This is a genomic window from Collibacillus ludicampi (assembly GCF_023705585.1).
GTDB lineage: Bacteria > Bacillota > Bacilli > Tumebacillales > BOQE01 > Collibacillus > Collibacillus ludicampi.
Genome location: NZ_BOQE01000001.1, coordinates 45,771 through 60,538, shown reverse-complemented (window position 1 = coordinate 60,538; position 14,768 = coordinate 45,771). Strand labels below are relative to the sequence as shown.

The window sequence follows — 14,768 nt, the reverse complement described above, 5'->3', positions numbered from 1 at the left end:
AGTATATACTATTTTTATTATTATATATTTTTGAAAGACTCGATGAAACGGGAGGGATGACGGATGGTTGCAGAAAATGACGAATTTATTATTACGATTGGGAAAAGCGATAAACCGCGAGATGAAAACAAAAAACGACGTGCGTTGGAATACGTATTAAAAATAATGATAGAATTATATGAAAAATATGAAACTAGAGATAAATTCATTAGGAGTTGAAAGATGTGGCTATACGGGGAAGAAAATCACATGATTTTAAGATAATAGAAACATCTGGAAGTGATAAATCAATTCGATGAACTATGTATGGAAAATAAATGGTTATTCGAACATTGGATTATGCACGCAAATTGAAGAGCGATAAGCGTAACGATGGAGATGAGGAAAAGAAAACAACCGACTCATGAAGTCGGCTTTTTTGTGCTCATTCAACTACTCCGTGCTTGTTGATTCTCAACAGTTTTCGCTCATCGTCATTGATTCCCGCCGCATTTTTCCGCGCAATATTGAATACCTCCAAGAACTTGTCACGTTCGGCCTTAACTTCTTCATATTCACGCTGCAACTTTTCCAATTGCTGTTTTAATTCATCACGTTCCCGTGTAACCTCGTCCAATTGTTTCTGTAGCCGTTCTGCATTCGAATCGACGATCTCAACGTTGCGCAAGAAGCGAATCAATTCCCGCTGAGTCATTCGGATCGGTTCATCAGGATCATCTTTTTGTTGTCTCGTTACGATAGGCAAGCTGCGATTGACTTTAATACGTCTGCATTCTTCTAATGTACGATTCGCTCGTGCTTGAGCGCCTTGTGCTTTTGCGATTTCGTATTGTGCTGCGTATTTCTCACTGAGAATCGTGTTCCACTTTAGTCGGCAACTGGCCACCGATCTCAATCCCTTACTCTCCTCAGAGAACTTTTCACACGCCTCCGTTACTGTACCGCCAGAAGCGACCGTTTCAAGCACCACTTCGGCCAAACGGTCAAACTCTTCTTCCGTCCAATCTACACGAGGGCCGCCTGGATTACCTGCCATGTATTATACACTCCCGTTTAGGTTTTATATCTATTGTACCAAACTATATCACGATAATAAACACCTATCAATTATATCAAAATATATTATTGACTAAATGATATTATTGATATAGTATAAAGACAGGGACATGATACGAAAAAATTCGAAGGGAAAGGCGGTAACGTTAATGTCAAACATACGTTTTAATCAAATCGAGGAGCAGTTTAAACAACTCGAAAAGCAAATGGCTTATTACGAATATTGCCGTCAAAAAACTATAGAGGACTTAGAACGAAGAAAAAAAGCATTCAAAGATCCTGAATGTCAAAAGATATATCACCAGCTCATTGAATATTGCGGCGGTGAAAAAGTTGTACGACCAGGTATAAGGGGGCGTGCAAAACAGTTGGCCATAAATTGCTTCTTAAAAAACCCCCCCTGATTTTGATGCTTTCTTTGAGTCTGTAAAAATAGCAAACGAAAAAATCAAAAAATACAAAAAACAAAAAGTTAAGTAAAAGGAAGGTGAAACTGTGGCTCAGGAATACGTATTTTCAAAAGGTTATGAGCAAGCAAGAGTACAATTCAGGCGTTACGTTACAACAATGCGAAAAATGGTCGTGGAACGCAAAAAACAGAATAATCCTGTGCCACTCCGCGAACGTAAGCGTATGATTGAGACATTAATCGACGCATGGGATCAAGCGTTTATCGATTACAAGGTTAAGGTATGGCCGCCACGATATTGGCTCGATGTACTATATGAGGTGCTTGATTACAACTACGCTGGTAGTAGAAATCCTAGAAAGCTCGGTCAAAAGAACGCGTACCAAACTATACGTCAAGAAGAGCGTATGTATGAAACAATATATCCTTACAACCCACGATACATAAGTAGCCCTCTAGAATCACCTGATGACGATGAAATGAACTATGACGATGAAGACGATGAAAAATTAGTTCCTGCGTATGCGCAACGAATGGGATTGTTTAAATTCAACTATTCATCAATTGATCCTCGCTCGATAGAGAAATATTCATGTGAATCAATCGTCATCGTACTCGAACACTATGACGAACTCAATTACAGAGCTATCTGGCGCGGTGATCATGTTGCTCTGGATATCCTGATCGATATTCGGAACGCACTTCAACAACTAACCGTAAAGCAACGTCTGTGTCTGGAATTGCACTATCTGCACGATTACACGTTTGTTGATATTGCAAAGAAATTGGGAGTGAGTGACGAGGCAGTACGTAAAAACACTGATGCAGCGATAAGAAAAATGTCCAAAATATTAAATTGATACTTTATATTATATGTTAATTATGGTATAATAAAAAATTTTATTAAATATAGGTTGGTTTTAGCGCGAATAAGTGGACTAATATATAGGCGCAGGTCATCCATGCGCTACCACTCCATACCTTTCTCTTTGTCGTATGTAGCTTGTCTATATACGGAAAATAGGGTCGCGTCTCGTCAACGCGGGCTCTTATTTTTTCGGAGGTTTGTTAACACTGTCTACATCTTGAAAGGGGGTGATTCAAATGCAAATCCAGCCAGAAACCTTTCGCTTTCTCAGACAGATGCTTGGAATAAGCGTTCGTGAATTTGCGAAAGCGGTTGGATACAGTCACAGTTACGTTGCGATGATCGAAACAGGGGAACGTCGTATGAGTGAAGAAGCACGCCGTCGATTTTTGAAGTTTTACATTGACTTTATCGACGCTGCTATGGATTGGCAACATGATTATTCAACTATTTCGAATTAAAGGAGAGATGATTATGACTGATAAGGAATTTGCACAAAAACAATTGCTCAAAAAGCTCATTGAAACTGCAGACGAGTATCGGAAGCTAACACGCGAAATCGAGGAGCTGAAAAAGACAACTCACTCAAAGTCTAGCACCACAAACGAACACATGGCTGACAAGATCGTTGAGAACGTGTCGAACTGGCAACGTGACCAGCAGTTGATGACGCGCTCGTTCCAGGGATATACCTTGGCAAAAGAAGAGCCGGTCAACGAATACATCACAAAAATGACGTTCGTAAAATCCGAATTTCACTCCAACAAAGCGGCGGCGCTTGATAAACCATGGAAGATTTAGAGACGGAGGGAATGAACAATGAAAGTATATATGCATCGACCATACACCAAGCTTCCAATGGATGAAAACAGGTACTATACCCTTTATTACAACGGCAAACAAATTAAGTTCTATTGCATCAACGATAATACAGTTCAGGTCGAAGAACTTGAACACATTCAAGCGCTGCTGGATCAAGGATTTATCGTAACGCATATCGATCCATACGATACGAGCGGTACGCAATACCGGCTAGTCAATTTGAAATCACTGGCATATTCAAAGGATGAAGACGCCGAAGCATTGCTTCGTGAATTGGCGCAATGGAAGCTCATCGGCGTACGTCAAAACGTGGCGCTGTATTACAAGGAGGTTTGATATAGATACGTGTTAAGCTGCAGATTCAAGACTCCGCATATCTCGATGTTGCTGTTACGAATATTGCAAACAAACAGCAATTCAAGGGTGCGAGCGTAGGTTTCACCAACTCAGATGGAACAAGTACGAGCTACACATTTGATATGGATGGATATGTTGAGTCATCCGATCCTAATCATATCCTGAAGTTCGTGCAGCAATGCGACTGTGTTCCGATTGAAGTGGTGCATGACGATTCGCCGGCTCAATTTGTAATTCTGGATATGAACGGCGGCGAAAAACCCGACTATCAACTAGAAATGTTGTTAAAGCCGTTGTTTGATGGGACATATAAATTCCTGCTGGTTAAGAAGCAACGTGCAGTCTTGTACAAAAACTGAAACAAGTAGAGGTGATATAGATGCGTGTTAAACTTATCAATCCGGAAAAAGCGAACCTAGTTACTTCCCGTCAAACACAGCACAGATTTGATGAACTCGGCGTTTGTGTCGTGGATGGGAAATATCTCGATGATATCGCAATGCTTATACGTGAACACTATTGCACACCATTCGAGTTGGAGGATGATGGTATGGAACCGAAACTGTATTTGATCGATTTTAAGCAAATCATGGCTCGTGGTGATCATGATGATGCACTAGTCAAGGAAATTGAAAAAGTAGTGAAGGAATATTATCAGCCGTTCATTTGCAAAGATGGGCGGCTTTTGTTGTTTAAACGGGGCTGATCGTTCGCGGTCAGCCTTTTCTATTTATCTTATCGTTTTTGAAAGGGAGGAATCTCGAATGATCCAATTCAACGAGGAGCACGATATCTTTCCGGTGTTGAACATGTATATTGCTGGTGAATTGATGACACGTGGATTCGCGTTGTTACGCACCGAGCCGAACAAAAAAGATGAACGTCTGAACGTGTTCATTTTCAAAAACACACCGGAATTTGTTGATGCGATGAATGAAGTCATCAAACAACGGCGCAAAAGTCGTGAAAAGCGCTAAACTAATGATGGACGTTACGGAGGTTGACTGATCATGCACATTACCCATATCAAACAAGTCGAACAGTACCTATCACCCAATCACGTCAAAACGTTGCACGAACGAGCATTCACCGAAACGTTCAATGTCATCGCTAATTTTGTCAATCAAAGCACCACGCATAACGATTTAGCTTGGGTATGTAATTCTGCGCCTGGCCACGGTAAAACCTCAGCATTGACGGCGCTCTGTAATATGATCCTATCTGAAAAACACGATGTAGCATTATTGCTTGTTTTCAACAACACCAGAACAATGGATGCGCTATATAAGCAAGTCAATGATTACGCTACGCAACACAATTTCACCAACGCAATCCAATGCGTAGAAAGTGACAATGTGAGTGATGTCGTTGCTGATTTACGCATGTACCGCATCGTATGTATGACCCAACAACGATTCGCTAACATCGCGGTGCTTGATCCGGATTCGTTTAAGGTATTCGAACATTACTGTCTGGTTGATGACTACGGAGACAAGCAATGTATCAAAAGGTTAATCATCATCGATGAAATGCCGCAGTTCACGAATGAGGCAATTTTCGATGTGGGTAAGGAAAATAACTGCGTGGATTGGTTTGACGAAATGGTGAAGAACATCGACAACGAAAATATGGATTCGAGTGTGGTACGTGCTTTGATTTCATCACTTGTATCCGAAGAATTGTCGCAGAATACGTCAGGAACAAACTATAGACTCATTCGTCGGATTCAGGGTACAGAAGATGAGAAAAGATTACAGAAGGTAATGGACAACTTAGAAAGTGTGAAAGGCGTGTCACCGGAAAGTTTGAAACGGTTCAAGTGGTTCAAACGGTTGCTTAACGAGGATGGTGTGGGAGCAATATTTCAAAACAAGTTGCTGTGTGCGGAGTGGATCGATTACCGCAAATTCGGGAACATCTTGATTCTCGACGGTACGGCACACATCACATCGTTGCTGTATGATCGTGGTGGTTTTGAATTGAAGGAAGTGGCTAACTATCACGATTACAACAGTCGGTTATCCATTAAGTTTAAAAACATCAATACAGGCGCACGATCACGCCAAAAGAAAGATAAAAATGTACATGATACGATTGCTGCCGATATCGGAAAAATTCGAAGCAACGTTGAACAAAAAAATAGCCGACTTATTGCATTACCGAATAAGTCGGACATCAAAAAATATAGAAACAACGGTGTCATTACAGATGAACAATACGAAAAGTTTTTTAAGTCCGTAAGCAACTACGATGATGACGAGAATATGGCTCTACACTTATTAAACGTTGTCGGGTTAAACGATTTGGCTGAATACGACATTATGGCGTTGTTGAGTATGCCGATTCGCCAACCAAGTGCATACCTACTTAAAGCAATATCAATCTACTCACCTAATATTAACATAAATATAATTAATTGTCAAGGCATCGGGCGCAAAAAAGTATATGATCGTTGGTTTGAGGATGAACGAGTTCAACGTGTTTTCGAGCAAATGGTACTGGCTGAATTGGTGCAAATCATACATCGAACATCGTTGCGCAAACTCAACGAAACTGGAAAAGTGGTCATTCTCATATACACTAATCGAACGGAATGGATGGATAAAGTGCGTTTGGTGTTTGGATTAGGTGACGACAATGTGCGATTTGTTGATTTACAGGCAGACGAACGAATCAAAGATATCGCTGCGGAGTGGGCTGTTAAAGTGCATGCTGAGTTGGTGAAACGGGGTTACGGTTCACACACAGCAAATAAGTTGTGCGGCAAGCCATTTTCACGCTTCATCAGTAAGCACTGGAAAGAACACTCAAATATCATCAATGAAGTGTTTTGTTCGCATGGAATACGTATCGTGAACGATAGCACAAAGTATCACAAGTTTCAGTTGTTGTAAAATACTCCCAAAAACTTTCCCCTCATTTCTATATATTATATAGAAAACAGGGGAAACTTTTTGTAAATACATGGAAATATACAATGTTTCATATTCACGCAATCAAGTCGTCATCTAAACGGTGGCGGCTTATTTATTTGGAGGTGGTTTGATGTACCCGATTGAGGAACGCGAAACGATATTGCGATACGACGAATTAGAAAACCGCTGGCACGTTTGGTCATCGGTGAAGGAGCATATCGCGAAGATCGTGGAGATTGGCGACGTGAAGAAAGTCGATAAAGATGGCAGAGGAACGGTTCGTGCGGTGGATGCGTACCTAACCGCAAGCCAAGTGCGACTATTTGCATCGAAAGGGCCGAGTGAGAAGCAACGAAATGCGGCGCGTGAATTAGCTGCGAAACGGCGCAAAAAACGGGCGTAGTGTTATAAGTCGTCCGTGAAAAGTTAGGGTCAAAAATCAACGTAGCTACGTTGGATTTTCGGCAATTTTGGGCATATATGCGCACGCTGGGGGGTGTATAGATGCGTATTTGCGTGAGTGTTTCAATGCACACCGACGAAAGAGGCAATTGGTTTAGTTTGATTCGTTTGGTCGAGCTAGGATCGGGTGAGGTGCTTCGGACGATTGCTAAAACGTATCGTCGTACCTTGTTCAAAGATGCCATGCACAAAGCACTAAACGAAGGACTATTTGAGGCCAAAGATTTTGTGGAGAACGGCCACGTTATGATCGAATCTTTGATATACGGTTATCCCGAGCTAGATATCGTCGGTGTTAAATATCTCGCGTGATTTTACGACCTACTTATGTGCGTGGTGGGTCGTATTTCATTTGCGCTTGAAAGGGGTGATGCAAACGGTTATTAAATACCGGATGTTTTGGGTTGATGGGCAATGGAACGCTGATGTCGCGTTGATTGATTCAAACGAAACCATTGACACGTTCACGCTGCAAGGTCTTTCGAACAAATTGAGTCCGGCACTAGAGGAAGCACAGATGCACGCAAAGTTACGAGCATGGCAAATGGGTTATCGCAGTTGCCGGCATGATGTGGACGTATGTGGGTTTGAGAGTTGTTACCTAGTACCTGAATTTTGGGAGAGTGGTGAATTTGATGATCAGACAAACTGTTATGCTGAATGATCGTGAAAAAATCGAAATCAAAGAGAATCGCAATCATACAATTGACTTTATGTTGTTACGCCGTAAAGGATTCAGATGGCGCGTCATTGATAGTATCCGGCTTGACGTTTCAGATGAGACGAAAGTCCGCGATGAAGCCGATGCAGCGTTACGTGAAAGCCAAATGATGCGGCAACGTATGCTCGATGATCCGGTATCGTTCATTGAGAAAATGCACGAGGTTGATGAATTGAGCGAACGCTTGGAACGTTTAAGCGAAAAGATGGAACAGGCGACTATTCGATTACGTAATCGGGTGGAAAGTGCAGTTGCAGAATTGGTTTTCCGTCATATCGAAAGGATGGTGATGTAGATGGGGATGGAAAAGGCGTTTGAATTGTCGGTTGCGATAAAGGCAATTGACTATTTTACACCGATATTCAAACAAGTCTCGGCAACAACATCGTTAGCACAGAAACAGATCGCGGATATGCAACGTGGTCTAAAGGCGCTAGGTACATCCGCAAGCGAGATCGATAAGATCACGCAGGCATTCGAAGATTTGGATCGACGTAATAAACTGTCCAAACTGATTCAGCAATCCAAAGATGCTGGGTTATCATTTCAACAACTACGCACCGCAATTCGTGGATTGGACGCGGCTGAAGAGCAACAAAAGAAACTAGATGCGCTTACTGCGTCATACGAAAAGTTTAAGAAAGTGGCGTTGGGTGGTGTAGCCGTTGCCGCTGCGGGAGTCGCCGTTGATTACGGGATGTTTAAGCTCGCAAAATCAGCCGGTGACGTGCAGATGGCACAGATTCAGTTGGGTGGAGTATATGGACTGGATCAGACCAGCGCCAAATTGAAAGAAATCGATAAGATGGCGCAGGACTTGTCGCAGACTACGCTTTTCGGAAAAACAGACTTATACAAAATCAATTTGGAACTAGCACACGCTGGTGTTCAGCTTGATGCGCTGAAGAAGATCGTACCGGAAGCAACGTACCTGGCCGAAGTTGAGGTGGGAATGGGTAAGTCGTCAAGCGCCGAGCAGACCGCATACAACTTCGCGCGTATGGCTGACGATGCCGGTATCAGTCAGAATATTCAGCGTATGCAGCAATTTGCGGATATGATGTATCGCGGTATCAATATCACACATGCTAATTCAGAGTCGATTGGGGAAGCGTTCAAGTATTCTATGCCAGTTGTAAAGAATCTCGGCTGGACAGAGCAGGATAACTTAATCGCAACGTTGATGGAGGCGCGTGCAGGGGTCGAAGGAAGCATGGCCGGTACGCATATCAAAGATTTTGCGGAGCGCATCAATCCATTCAAGTATATTGGCACCGCAACCGGATCGAAACAACTCGAAGCGATGGCTGATGCCGGTTTGATCAGTGGGATACACGGTCATAAGCTGAAATCGGGCAAAATGGAGATCACCGGTATTGATTACGCTGCGCTATTGAAGGACAAGAACAGTCTTCGATCTTATGGCGATATTGTTAATATCCTATCACAGAAGCACGATGAGTTCATCGCGAAAGGCGTACACACTAATTACGCATCGCAATTATCTAAAGATCAGCTGGAACACATTCAGGAACAGTCTAAATTGCTAACCGGTAAAACCTTATCCGGCGGTGAACTTGAATGGGCGGCGCTGATGAACAAGATATTCGGGGAGCAAGGGCAAGACTTCGCTATAATTAGCAGTCACAAGGATATGTACGAGCAATTGATGCAACAGATGAATATCCAGAAGTCGTTGCATGATCAAATTGGTGTGATACGTGACAGTTTTAACGGCCAATTACACATCGCGGGAAGTAACTTGCAAACCATTGGTCAGCAATTGGGCAAACCGCTCATGGAGTCGTTGGTTCCCGTACTGGTCAAAGTAAATACGTTGCTATCCAAGTTCATGGGATACCTTAACGATCACCCGAAAGCAACGAAATTTTTCTCGCTCGCAGCTGCAAGTGCGTTGACGTTTGGCGGTGCATTGATTTCACTTGCTGGTATCGTCGGTATGCTGTCGAAATCGCTTGAAGTATTGGGACTTAAAGGCGCAACCAAATTTCTCGGTCGTGGCATTGGTAAAGGCTCCGTAGGCCTGATCAAAGGCATCGGCAAGGGAATCAAAGGAACTGTATCGGGCGCCAAAAAAATAGCCAAACCAGCCGGCCTAATCGCCAAAGGCATGAGGATGGGATTAGCTGCTCCATTTGCGGCTGCTGGTAAGGGTGTAATGGCAGCGGGTAAATTTATCAGTAGTAAAGCGTTGCAAGGAATATCTAAACTGCCTGGATTGTTATCAAGAGCCGGTTCCGCGTTCCTAAGATTCGGTACTATCGCAATGCAAGCGGGTGGGCGCGTATTATTGGCGATTACGCAATTAGGTGCTGGTGTTGCTAAATTTGCGGCGCAATTAGCTGTGCAAGCAGTACGTATGGCGGCTAGTTGGTTAATCGCATTAGGGCCGGTGGGCTGGATTATTTTGGGAGTAATTGCTATCATCGCGTTGTTATGGGCAGCGTGGAAAACGAATTTCGGACATATACGAGAGCACGTTGCTCAATGGGTGCAGTGGATCAAACAAAAATTCAACGAGATGGTCGATTGGTTTAAATCGTTGCCAGATAAGATGGCTACTATCGGTCATAACATTGTTGAGGGCATTTGGAATGGTATTCAATCGATGTGGGGATGGTTGAAAAGTAAAATCAGTGCATGGATAGATGATGTTGTTCCTGCTCCGATTCGTAAAGCATTAGGCATTCAAAGTCCATCTCGGTTGATGCGTACTTACGGTCAATTTGTTGCGCAGGGGATGGCGTTGGGTATCAATGATCATGCGCATATGGTGAAAAGCGCATCCAATCAACTTGCGAACGCTGCTGTACCTGATACGTTTGATCGGTATGGTGGATTTGGTAGTGGAGGAGATACGTACATCACATTCCACATCAACGGTGCAAATCAAAGCCCTGACCAAATTGCTGATGCTGTGATGCGTCGTCTCGGCGTGAATACGCGTATGAATAACATGTCACGTCCAATTGGGCCGAACAGGTTGGTGTTTAATTAAAGGAGGTATTGTGTTGCACGGGTAAAACCTATACAACCGCGCACGTAACGGAGGAATCGCATTTCTCAATTCTATACCATTTGAACACGCCACTACCAGTGAAATGTCCGTGTGGTGTTTTTTGCCTGTGAACTGACGGCGAATACTCCGGTGTGGGTGCTCGCCGTTAATTATAATAATGCCGATTTGTATGTTGCGATGAGAAAATTGGCGTAATGTGCAACTTTCGTAATTAATCGTTTTCATCAATATTAACAATTTAAAAAATATACGATTCGATATATCTAAATGTTGCATCGGTCGCATATTTTAATCGACCAAGAAGTAAGCTCATAGAAATGTTTCATTTAGAGGTGATGATGAATCGATCTGTATTAAACGCTCTGTGGGCTTTTCTTCGCGAGGAAGAATTTGCGAAAAAGCGACAACAAGTGGAAAATATTTCTGTACCACGTTTTGATGGATTATAACACGTACAGAATGAAGAGTAATGATGATATAAAAATTTGACTAATATTATGTGCTAAATCTGAGGAATGGTGGAGATAGTATGAAAAAAACAAAAATTATCAACATTCTAGAACGGAGCGTTATTAATTTAAAATCGGGAGACAAAATTCATCTGGTAGTGGTGCAGAGCAGCAAACCCATTCCAACTCTTCTGAAGGAAGAATCCTTCATTACTAGAATCTTGAGACTGTTCAAATAGCCCTTTAGTGGGTTATTTTTTATTTGAAATCAATCTCATTTTTTGCTAATTTTGAAGTGTTACCTTTGAAAGGAGGTACAAGCTTGCTAGAGCAAATTAAAGAATATTGGAAAAAAGGATGGAAATGGTTTACCGGTATAGGTTCCAGTACTCTTTTTGGTATTATGTGGGCAAGGGCTCAGAACTCTTTAGCCACAATTAGTGACAATATTCAATCCTGGATCAGTTTACCTTTTGTATGGTGGGTTAAATTGGGGGGATTAGTTAAAAATCAACCATTGTTTCAATGGCTCTACATATTAGCAACTTTTCTTTTTTTACATATTATTTGTTATGGAATTTATTACGTATATCTTAAATATCTTAAACGGACAGGGAAAAAGAAACTAGTAACTCTCCTTTGTGAGCAAGAGATTGAAAAAATCATCAAAAAATTAGAGCGTAATCAAGACGAAGATATTCAAGATGATGTTTTCGAAATCTTGAAGAAGTTTGAAAAAGGTTTTTCAGAAATCTTCTCTATAGAAAACAAGCGCGATTTTCTTTGTGTTTGGGTTCGACCTAAAAAAGCCGATGAAGAAGGCGTGGATGGTTATACATGGGTTGGTATTTCTTTGGGTTACTCTGTTCCTGAGAACGTACTTGAAATCATTAATACTGGGGTTACAAAGCGAGGAAAAAATACTCATTATCTCACTGACCTAAAATCTTACGACACAGAAGCTAAAGAATTTGCGTTCATTCGAAACATAGGTGAGTTTAAGTTTGGTGTTGGAATCCTTTTTATGAAAGAGGGGTTCGTTAAACCAGATAAACAAAAGGAATTTGAAATTTCGACTTCTTTACTGCATTTGTTAGCAAATTTGGACAAAGTGCCAAATGCTTTGGTATAATAGGATAAACCCGAAGGAGGAGATTAATATGGCAGTAAAAATGTTAAGTAATCAGACCCTTCGAACAAAAAAAGGCAGAAAGTATACCAAAATTGTTGTGAGAAGTGACAAACCGGTCGTAGGTAGCCCCCGAAAGAAAGAAAAACTGAAAAAGCATGCATAATCGGCATCCTAATCTGGGTGTCTTTTTTTTTGAGATAAAAAGGGCTTTGATAGAGTTTATTCGACATTGTAAATAAAGTATAACTACTTTCAAGTATCGGATATTTCGTTTATGAATGGATTACGAAAAAAATGATTTTTTGTTGCTCCGATTCTATTTATCTTTTAATTAAACTTGCCGACGTTGCAATTACTTCATTACCAACGTCGTGTAGAAGAGTACGAATTTTAACTGCTAGGTTAAGTGAAATAGATAAGAAGGATGGGTTTGACTTTGAAAAACGGATGTTTTTTCACTTTCAGAAAGTCGGGTGGGATGTGAAGATAACCCCTAGATCAGGCGACCACGGTGCCGATATCGTTGGTCGAGAACCTAGTGGCGTTTGTGTTGTGATTCAGGCAGAACGATGGAATTATAAAGTAGGTGCAAGTTCGGTAGAAGAAGTTATTCGAGCACGAGAATATTACGGTGCAAAGCGAATGATTGTGATTACGAACAACTATTTAACACCCAAAGCCAAACGTATCGCAGAAAGTGCGTGCGTAAAGTTTTGGGAAAGGAACCGATTAATCGATGAATTGGCTATAGTAAATAAGCAGAGAAGCCGAGAATTAACTCCTATGCATAGCTGAGGATTACCATCCGTATTCTGTACATGCTAAATAATGAGCATTCAAGCAACGCTCAAACCGCCTCTGCAACGGCATACTGTGGCGGTATTTCTTCTTCTTCAACCAATTGTTCAATATCCGTGTTTATTTAACTTCTCTAATACACTCCACCGATTCATTCTTAGCATTCACTGCCATTTCGAAACTGGGTAGAATCTACCCGATAATTCCATTGTTTGATATACTGAATGTTACATCAAACTAGTAAGGTAGGGGCGCAAATGTCACTAACTTCGATGTTAAATAATAATCAAACTGTAATAAAATTGTTTAGCGTCATCCCAAATATAAAACATCTGTTTAAATCGCTAGATGGCAAAGAAGCGTTCCCTAAATATATCAGACCATTAGTTAAACCTGTTCCTGGTTACGATTGGACTGTCGTGGGGACGGCATACGACTTTTGGTTCCGAGCTTATATACAGCGATTGAATGGATTATTCATTGAACATGAACTTAGCTCAATAATTGAATCCGGACTCTTAGGCTTGGAAGGGCAAATTGTACCTTTGGTGATGACTGGAAAGTACGAAGAGAAGCGTATCGAAGAAATTGAATTATTGAAACAAGAGGTCAATGAAATTTGGAAAACGAGAAGTGATTATATAAATGGTGAAAACATTCCTGAGAGAGAGTTGGTTAGAGGTTCTATTATATTAGCTTATTGTGAGCATTATTATCGATCGGGAAAAATAAGGGACGAAAATTATTTACATGTAAAAGAAGAAGATGTCGAGGATTTACTAAATATAATCACGTATACTGAAAAAATTCCTCATTATTTTACAACTAAAAAGTCAATAATACTGAATCCTATATTCAAAAAATATAGCCGCGAAATTGGGGGAGCAGATGCCGATTTCATCATAGGTAATACGATATTCGACATTAAAACATCAAAATATTATGATTACAAAGAGAACGAGATATGGCAGCTTATCGGGTATTACTTATTATCTGAGTACGACGATGATTTTCCGGTAGAAATTAAACAGATCGCCTTGTTTTATGCTCGATTCAACAAGATTGTATACGCTAAAATTGAGGACATTAAGCAAATATTCAATTTAGACTTGTTCTCGCAATATTTCCGTGATTTGATAGCATATAAAGATGAAAAGGATATATTGAAGTTGGATGAACAAGAATTGAGCGACAGGTTTCGAGTATAGAGGTGTACATATGAAAGATCCACCAAGTGCAATAATTTTAACAATACGCCACACTCATATGTTGAAATCTTATCTTCTTCAATCAACGGCAATGTAATCTCGTCAATATATTTAAGAAAATGTTGTTTTCGCCGTTTTTTCGTTGCGTCAATTTTTACCGCAAATTCACCAGGTTTCAAGTAGATATGTGGTCGATATTCACGTTCACCGATCAGTTCGCCAGTTTCTATATCTATTTGTTGACGAAACTCTCCACGCGAATCCACACCATACAAATATCCATTTTCATAATACACACATTTTCAATTATTTCATCCCGTTTCACGTAAAAAATAATGCTGAAAAGGCAAGGTAGGGATGACACCTTGCCCGTTCGGTTGCGCTTACCTATTCAGCATCGAGACGATAACCATCTCGTGGGTGGACTGGATAATTCCAATCCACGGCACCAAATGGTTATATGTAAATTGGTATATTGTTGTGCGTATAAGGAATAATGAGAATATAACAATCATTTCAAAAGGGAGGGGA

20 protein-coding genes are annotated in these 14,768 nt (G+C 41.0%); 19 read left to right on the top strand and 1 reads right to left on the bottom strand.

Annotation, left to right across the window (positions count from 1 at the left end; translation table 11 throughout):
- The first annotated feature begins 63 nt into the window (after positions 1-63).
- Positions 64-219 carry a hypothetical protein gene (locus DNHGIG_RS00340; RefSeq protein ID WP_282197795.1) on the top strand — a complete coding sequence of 52 codons (156 nt, stop codon included), beginning with the start codon at positions 64-66 and terminating at the stop codon, positions 217-219.
- Between the two features lie 205 nt (positions 220-424).
- Here DNHGIG_RS00340 and DNHGIG_RS00335 read toward each other — a convergent pair whose 3' ends face one another.
- On the bottom strand, positions 425-1,036 hold the full coding sequence (locus DNHGIG_RS00335) for a hypothetical protein (RefSeq protein WP_282197794.1): 612 nt from the start codon (positions 1,034-1,036) through the stop codon (positions 425-427).
- A 169-nt stretch (positions 1,037-1,205) separates the two neighbouring features.
- On the opposite strand from DNHGIG_RS00335, the gene DNHGIG_RS00330 reads away from it, so the two are divergent.
- The 18 genes from DNHGIG_RS00330 (at position 1,206) to DNHGIG_RS00245 (ending at position 14,237) form a co-directional block, all read left to right on the top strand.
- A complete protein-coding gene (locus DNHGIG_RS00330) occupies positions 1,206-1,460 on the top strand; it encodes a hypothetical protein (RefSeq protein WP_282197793.1) in 255 nt (84 codons plus the stop codon).
- A 91-nt stretch (positions 1,461-1,551) separates the two neighbouring features.
- On the top strand, positions 1,552-2,325 hold the full coding sequence (locus tag DNHGIG_RS00325; protein ID WP_282197792.1) for a sigma-70 family RNA polymerase sigma factor: 774 nt from the start codon (positions 1,552-1,554) through the stop codon (positions 2,323-2,325).
- Between the two features lie 244 nt (positions 2,326-2,569).
- A complete protein-coding gene (locus tag DNHGIG_RS00320; RefSeq protein ID WP_282197791.1) occupies positions 2,570-2,794 on the top strand; it encodes a helix-turn-helix domain-containing protein in 225 nt (74 codons plus the stop codon).
- A gap of 13 nt (positions 2,795-2,807) precedes the next feature.
- Positions 2,808-3,134, top strand: a complete 327-nt coding sequence (locus tag DNHGIG_RS00315) for a hypothetical protein (protein ID WP_282197790.1) — start codon at positions 2,808-2,810, stop codon at positions 3,132-3,134.
- 18 nt (positions 3,135-3,152) lie between these two features.
- Positions 3,153-3,491: a hypothetical protein gene (locus DNHGIG_RS00310; protein ID WP_282197789.1), complete on the top strand. Its 339-nt coding sequence runs from the start codon at positions 3,153-3,155 to the stop codon at positions 3,489-3,491.
- A 143-nt stretch (positions 3,492-3,634) separates the two neighbouring features.
- On the top strand, positions 3,635-3,871 hold the full coding sequence (locus tag DNHGIG_RS00305) for a hypothetical protein (protein WP_282197788.1): 237 nt from the start codon (positions 3,635-3,637) through the stop codon (positions 3,869-3,871).
- A 20-nt stretch (positions 3,872-3,891) separates the two neighbouring features.
- Positions 3,892-4,218 carry a hypothetical protein gene (locus DNHGIG_RS00300; protein ID WP_282197787.1) on the top strand — a complete coding sequence of 109 codons (327 nt, stop codon included), beginning with the start codon at positions 3,892-3,894 and terminating at the stop codon, positions 4,216-4,218.
- 58 nt (positions 4,219-4,276) lie between these two features.
- Positions 4,277-4,489 carry a DUF5659 domain-containing protein gene (locus tag DNHGIG_RS00295; protein ID WP_282197786.1) on the top strand — a complete coding sequence of 71 codons (213 nt, stop codon included), beginning with the start codon at positions 4,277-4,279 and terminating at the stop codon, positions 4,487-4,489.
- Between the two features lie 33 nt (positions 4,490-4,522).
- Positions 4,523-6,406 carry a hypothetical protein gene (locus DNHGIG_RS00290; protein ID WP_282197785.1) on the top strand — a complete coding sequence of 628 codons (1,884 nt, stop codon included), beginning with the start codon at positions 4,523-4,525 and terminating at the stop codon, positions 6,404-6,406.
- 151 nt (positions 6,407-6,557) lie between these two features.
- A complete protein-coding gene (locus DNHGIG_RS00285) occupies positions 6,558-6,830 on the top strand; it encodes a hypothetical protein (protein ID WP_282197784.1) in 273 nt (90 codons plus the stop codon).
- A 101-nt stretch (positions 6,831-6,931) separates the two neighbouring features.
- Positions 6,932-7,201, top strand: coding sequence for a hypothetical protein (locus DNHGIG_RS00280; protein ID WP_282197783.1), 270 nt, complete (start codon positions 6,932-6,934; stop codon positions 7,199-7,201).
- 58 nt (positions 7,202-7,259) lie between these two features.
- A complete protein-coding gene (locus tag DNHGIG_RS00275) occupies positions 7,260-7,553 on the top strand; it encodes a hypothetical protein (RefSeq protein WP_282197782.1) in 294 nt (97 codons plus the stop codon).
- On the top strand, positions 7,525-7,905 hold the full coding sequence (locus DNHGIG_RS00270; protein WP_282197781.1) for a hypothetical protein: 381 nt from the start codon (positions 7,525-7,527) through the stop codon (positions 7,903-7,905). Before DNHGIG_RS00275 ends, DNHGIG_RS00270 begins: the two co-directional genes overlap by 29 nt.
- Positions 7,906-10,629: a phage tail tape measure protein gene (locus DNHGIG_RS00265; RefSeq protein WP_282197780.1), complete on the top strand. Its 2,724-nt coding sequence runs from the start codon at positions 7,906-7,908 to the stop codon at positions 10,627-10,629. It abuts the gene before it with no gap.
- Positions 10,630-11,421: 792 nt separating this feature from the next.
- Positions 11,422-12,231 carry a hypothetical protein gene (locus tag DNHGIG_RS00260; RefSeq protein WP_282197779.1) on the top strand — a complete coding sequence of 270 codons (810 nt, stop codon included), beginning with the start codon at positions 11,422-11,424 and terminating at the stop codon, positions 12,229-12,231.
- A gap of 28 nt (positions 12,232-12,259) precedes the next feature.
- The gene (locus tag DNHGIG_RS00255) at positions 12,260-12,394 is read left to right on the top strand and encodes a hypothetical protein (RefSeq protein ID WP_282197778.1); all 135 of its coding nucleotides are present in this window, start codon (positions 12,260-12,262) and stop codon (positions 12,392-12,394) included.
- A gap of 131 nt (positions 12,395-12,525) precedes the next feature.
- Entirely contained in the window at positions 12,526-13,026 is a 501-nt protein-coding gene (locus DNHGIG_RS00250) for a restriction endonuclease (RefSeq protein ID WP_282197777.1), read from the top strand.
- Between the two features lie 260 nt (positions 13,027-13,286).
- Positions 13,287-14,237 carry a hypothetical protein gene (locus tag DNHGIG_RS00245; protein WP_282197776.1) on the top strand — a complete coding sequence of 317 codons (951 nt, stop codon included), beginning with the start codon at positions 13,287-13,289 and terminating at the stop codon, positions 14,235-14,237.
- Positions 14,238-14,768: the final 531 nt, after the last annotated feature.

What these genes read in the sequence shown, in the direction of transcription:
- DNHGIG_RS00285 (WP_282197784.1), top strand. Translation starts at nt 6,558, where the DNA reads ATGTACCCGATTGAGGAACGCGAAACGATATTGCGATACGACGAATTA.
- DNHGIG_RS00335 (WP_282197794.1), bottom strand. Translation starts at nt 1,036, where the DNA reads ATGGCAGGTAATCCAGGCGGCCCTCGTGTAGATTGGACGGAAGAAGAG.
- DNHGIG_RS00320 (WP_282197791.1), top strand. Translation starts at nt 2,570, where the DNA reads ATGCAAATCCAGCCAGAAACCTTTCGCTTTCTCAGACAGATGCTTGGA.
- DNHGIG_RS00270 (WP_282197781.1), top strand. Translation starts at nt 7,525, where the DNA reads ATGATCAGACAAACTGTTATGCTGAATGATCGTGAAAAAATCGAAATC.
- DNHGIG_RS00340 (WP_282197795.1), top strand. Translation starts at nt 64, where the DNA reads ATGGTTGCAGAAAATGACGAATTTATTATTACGATTGGGAAAAGCGAT.
- DNHGIG_RS00265 (WP_282197780.1), top strand. Translation starts at nt 7,906, where the DNA reads ATGGGGATGGAAAAGGCGTTTGAATTGTCGGTTGCGATAAAGGCAATT.
- DNHGIG_RS00280 (WP_282197783.1), top strand. Translation starts at nt 6,932, where the DNA reads ATGCGTATTTGCGTGAGTGTTTCAATGCACACCGACGAAAGAGGCAAT.
- DNHGIG_RS00310 (WP_282197789.1), top strand. Translation starts at nt 3,153, where the DNA reads ATGAAAGTATATATGCATCGACCATACACCAAGCTTCCAATGGATGAA.
- DNHGIG_RS00250 (WP_282197777.1), top strand. Translation starts at nt 12,526, where the DNA reads ATGATTTTTTGTTGCTCCGATTCTATTTATCTTTTAATTAAACTTGCC.
- DNHGIG_RS00295 (WP_282197786.1), top strand. Translation starts at nt 4,277, where the DNA reads ATGATCCAATTCAACGAGGAGCACGATATCTTTCCGGTGTTGAACATG.
- DNHGIG_RS00330 (WP_282197793.1), top strand. Translation starts at nt 1,206, where the DNA reads ATGTCAAACATACGTTTTAATCAAATCGAGGAGCAGTTTAAACAACTC.
- DNHGIG_RS00315 (WP_282197790.1), top strand. Translation starts at nt 2,808, where the DNA reads ATGACTGATAAGGAATTTGCACAAAAACAATTGCTCAAAAAGCTCATT.
- DNHGIG_RS00305 (WP_282197788.1), top strand. Translation starts at nt 3,635, where the DNA reads ATGGATGGATATGTTGAGTCATCCGATCCTAATCATATCCTGAAGTTC.
- DNHGIG_RS00245 (WP_282197776.1), top strand. Translation starts at nt 13,287, where the DNA reads ATGTCACTAACTTCGATGTTAAATAATAATCAAACTGTAATAAAATTG.
- DNHGIG_RS00290 (WP_282197785.1), top strand. Translation starts at nt 4,523, where the DNA reads ATGCACATTACCCATATCAAACAAGTCGAACAGTACCTATCACCCAAT.
- DNHGIG_RS00300 (WP_282197787.1), top strand. Translation starts at nt 3,892, where the DNA reads ATGCGTGTTAAACTTATCAATCCGGAAAAAGCGAACCTAGTTACTTCC.
- DNHGIG_RS00255 (WP_282197778.1), top strand. Translation starts at nt 12,260, where the DNA reads ATGGCAGTAAAAATGTTAAGTAATCAGACCCTTCGAACAAAAAAAGGC.
- DNHGIG_RS00275 (WP_282197782.1), top strand. Translation starts at nt 7,260, where the DNA reads ATGCAAACGGTTATTAAATACCGGATGTTTTGGGTTGATGGGCAATGG.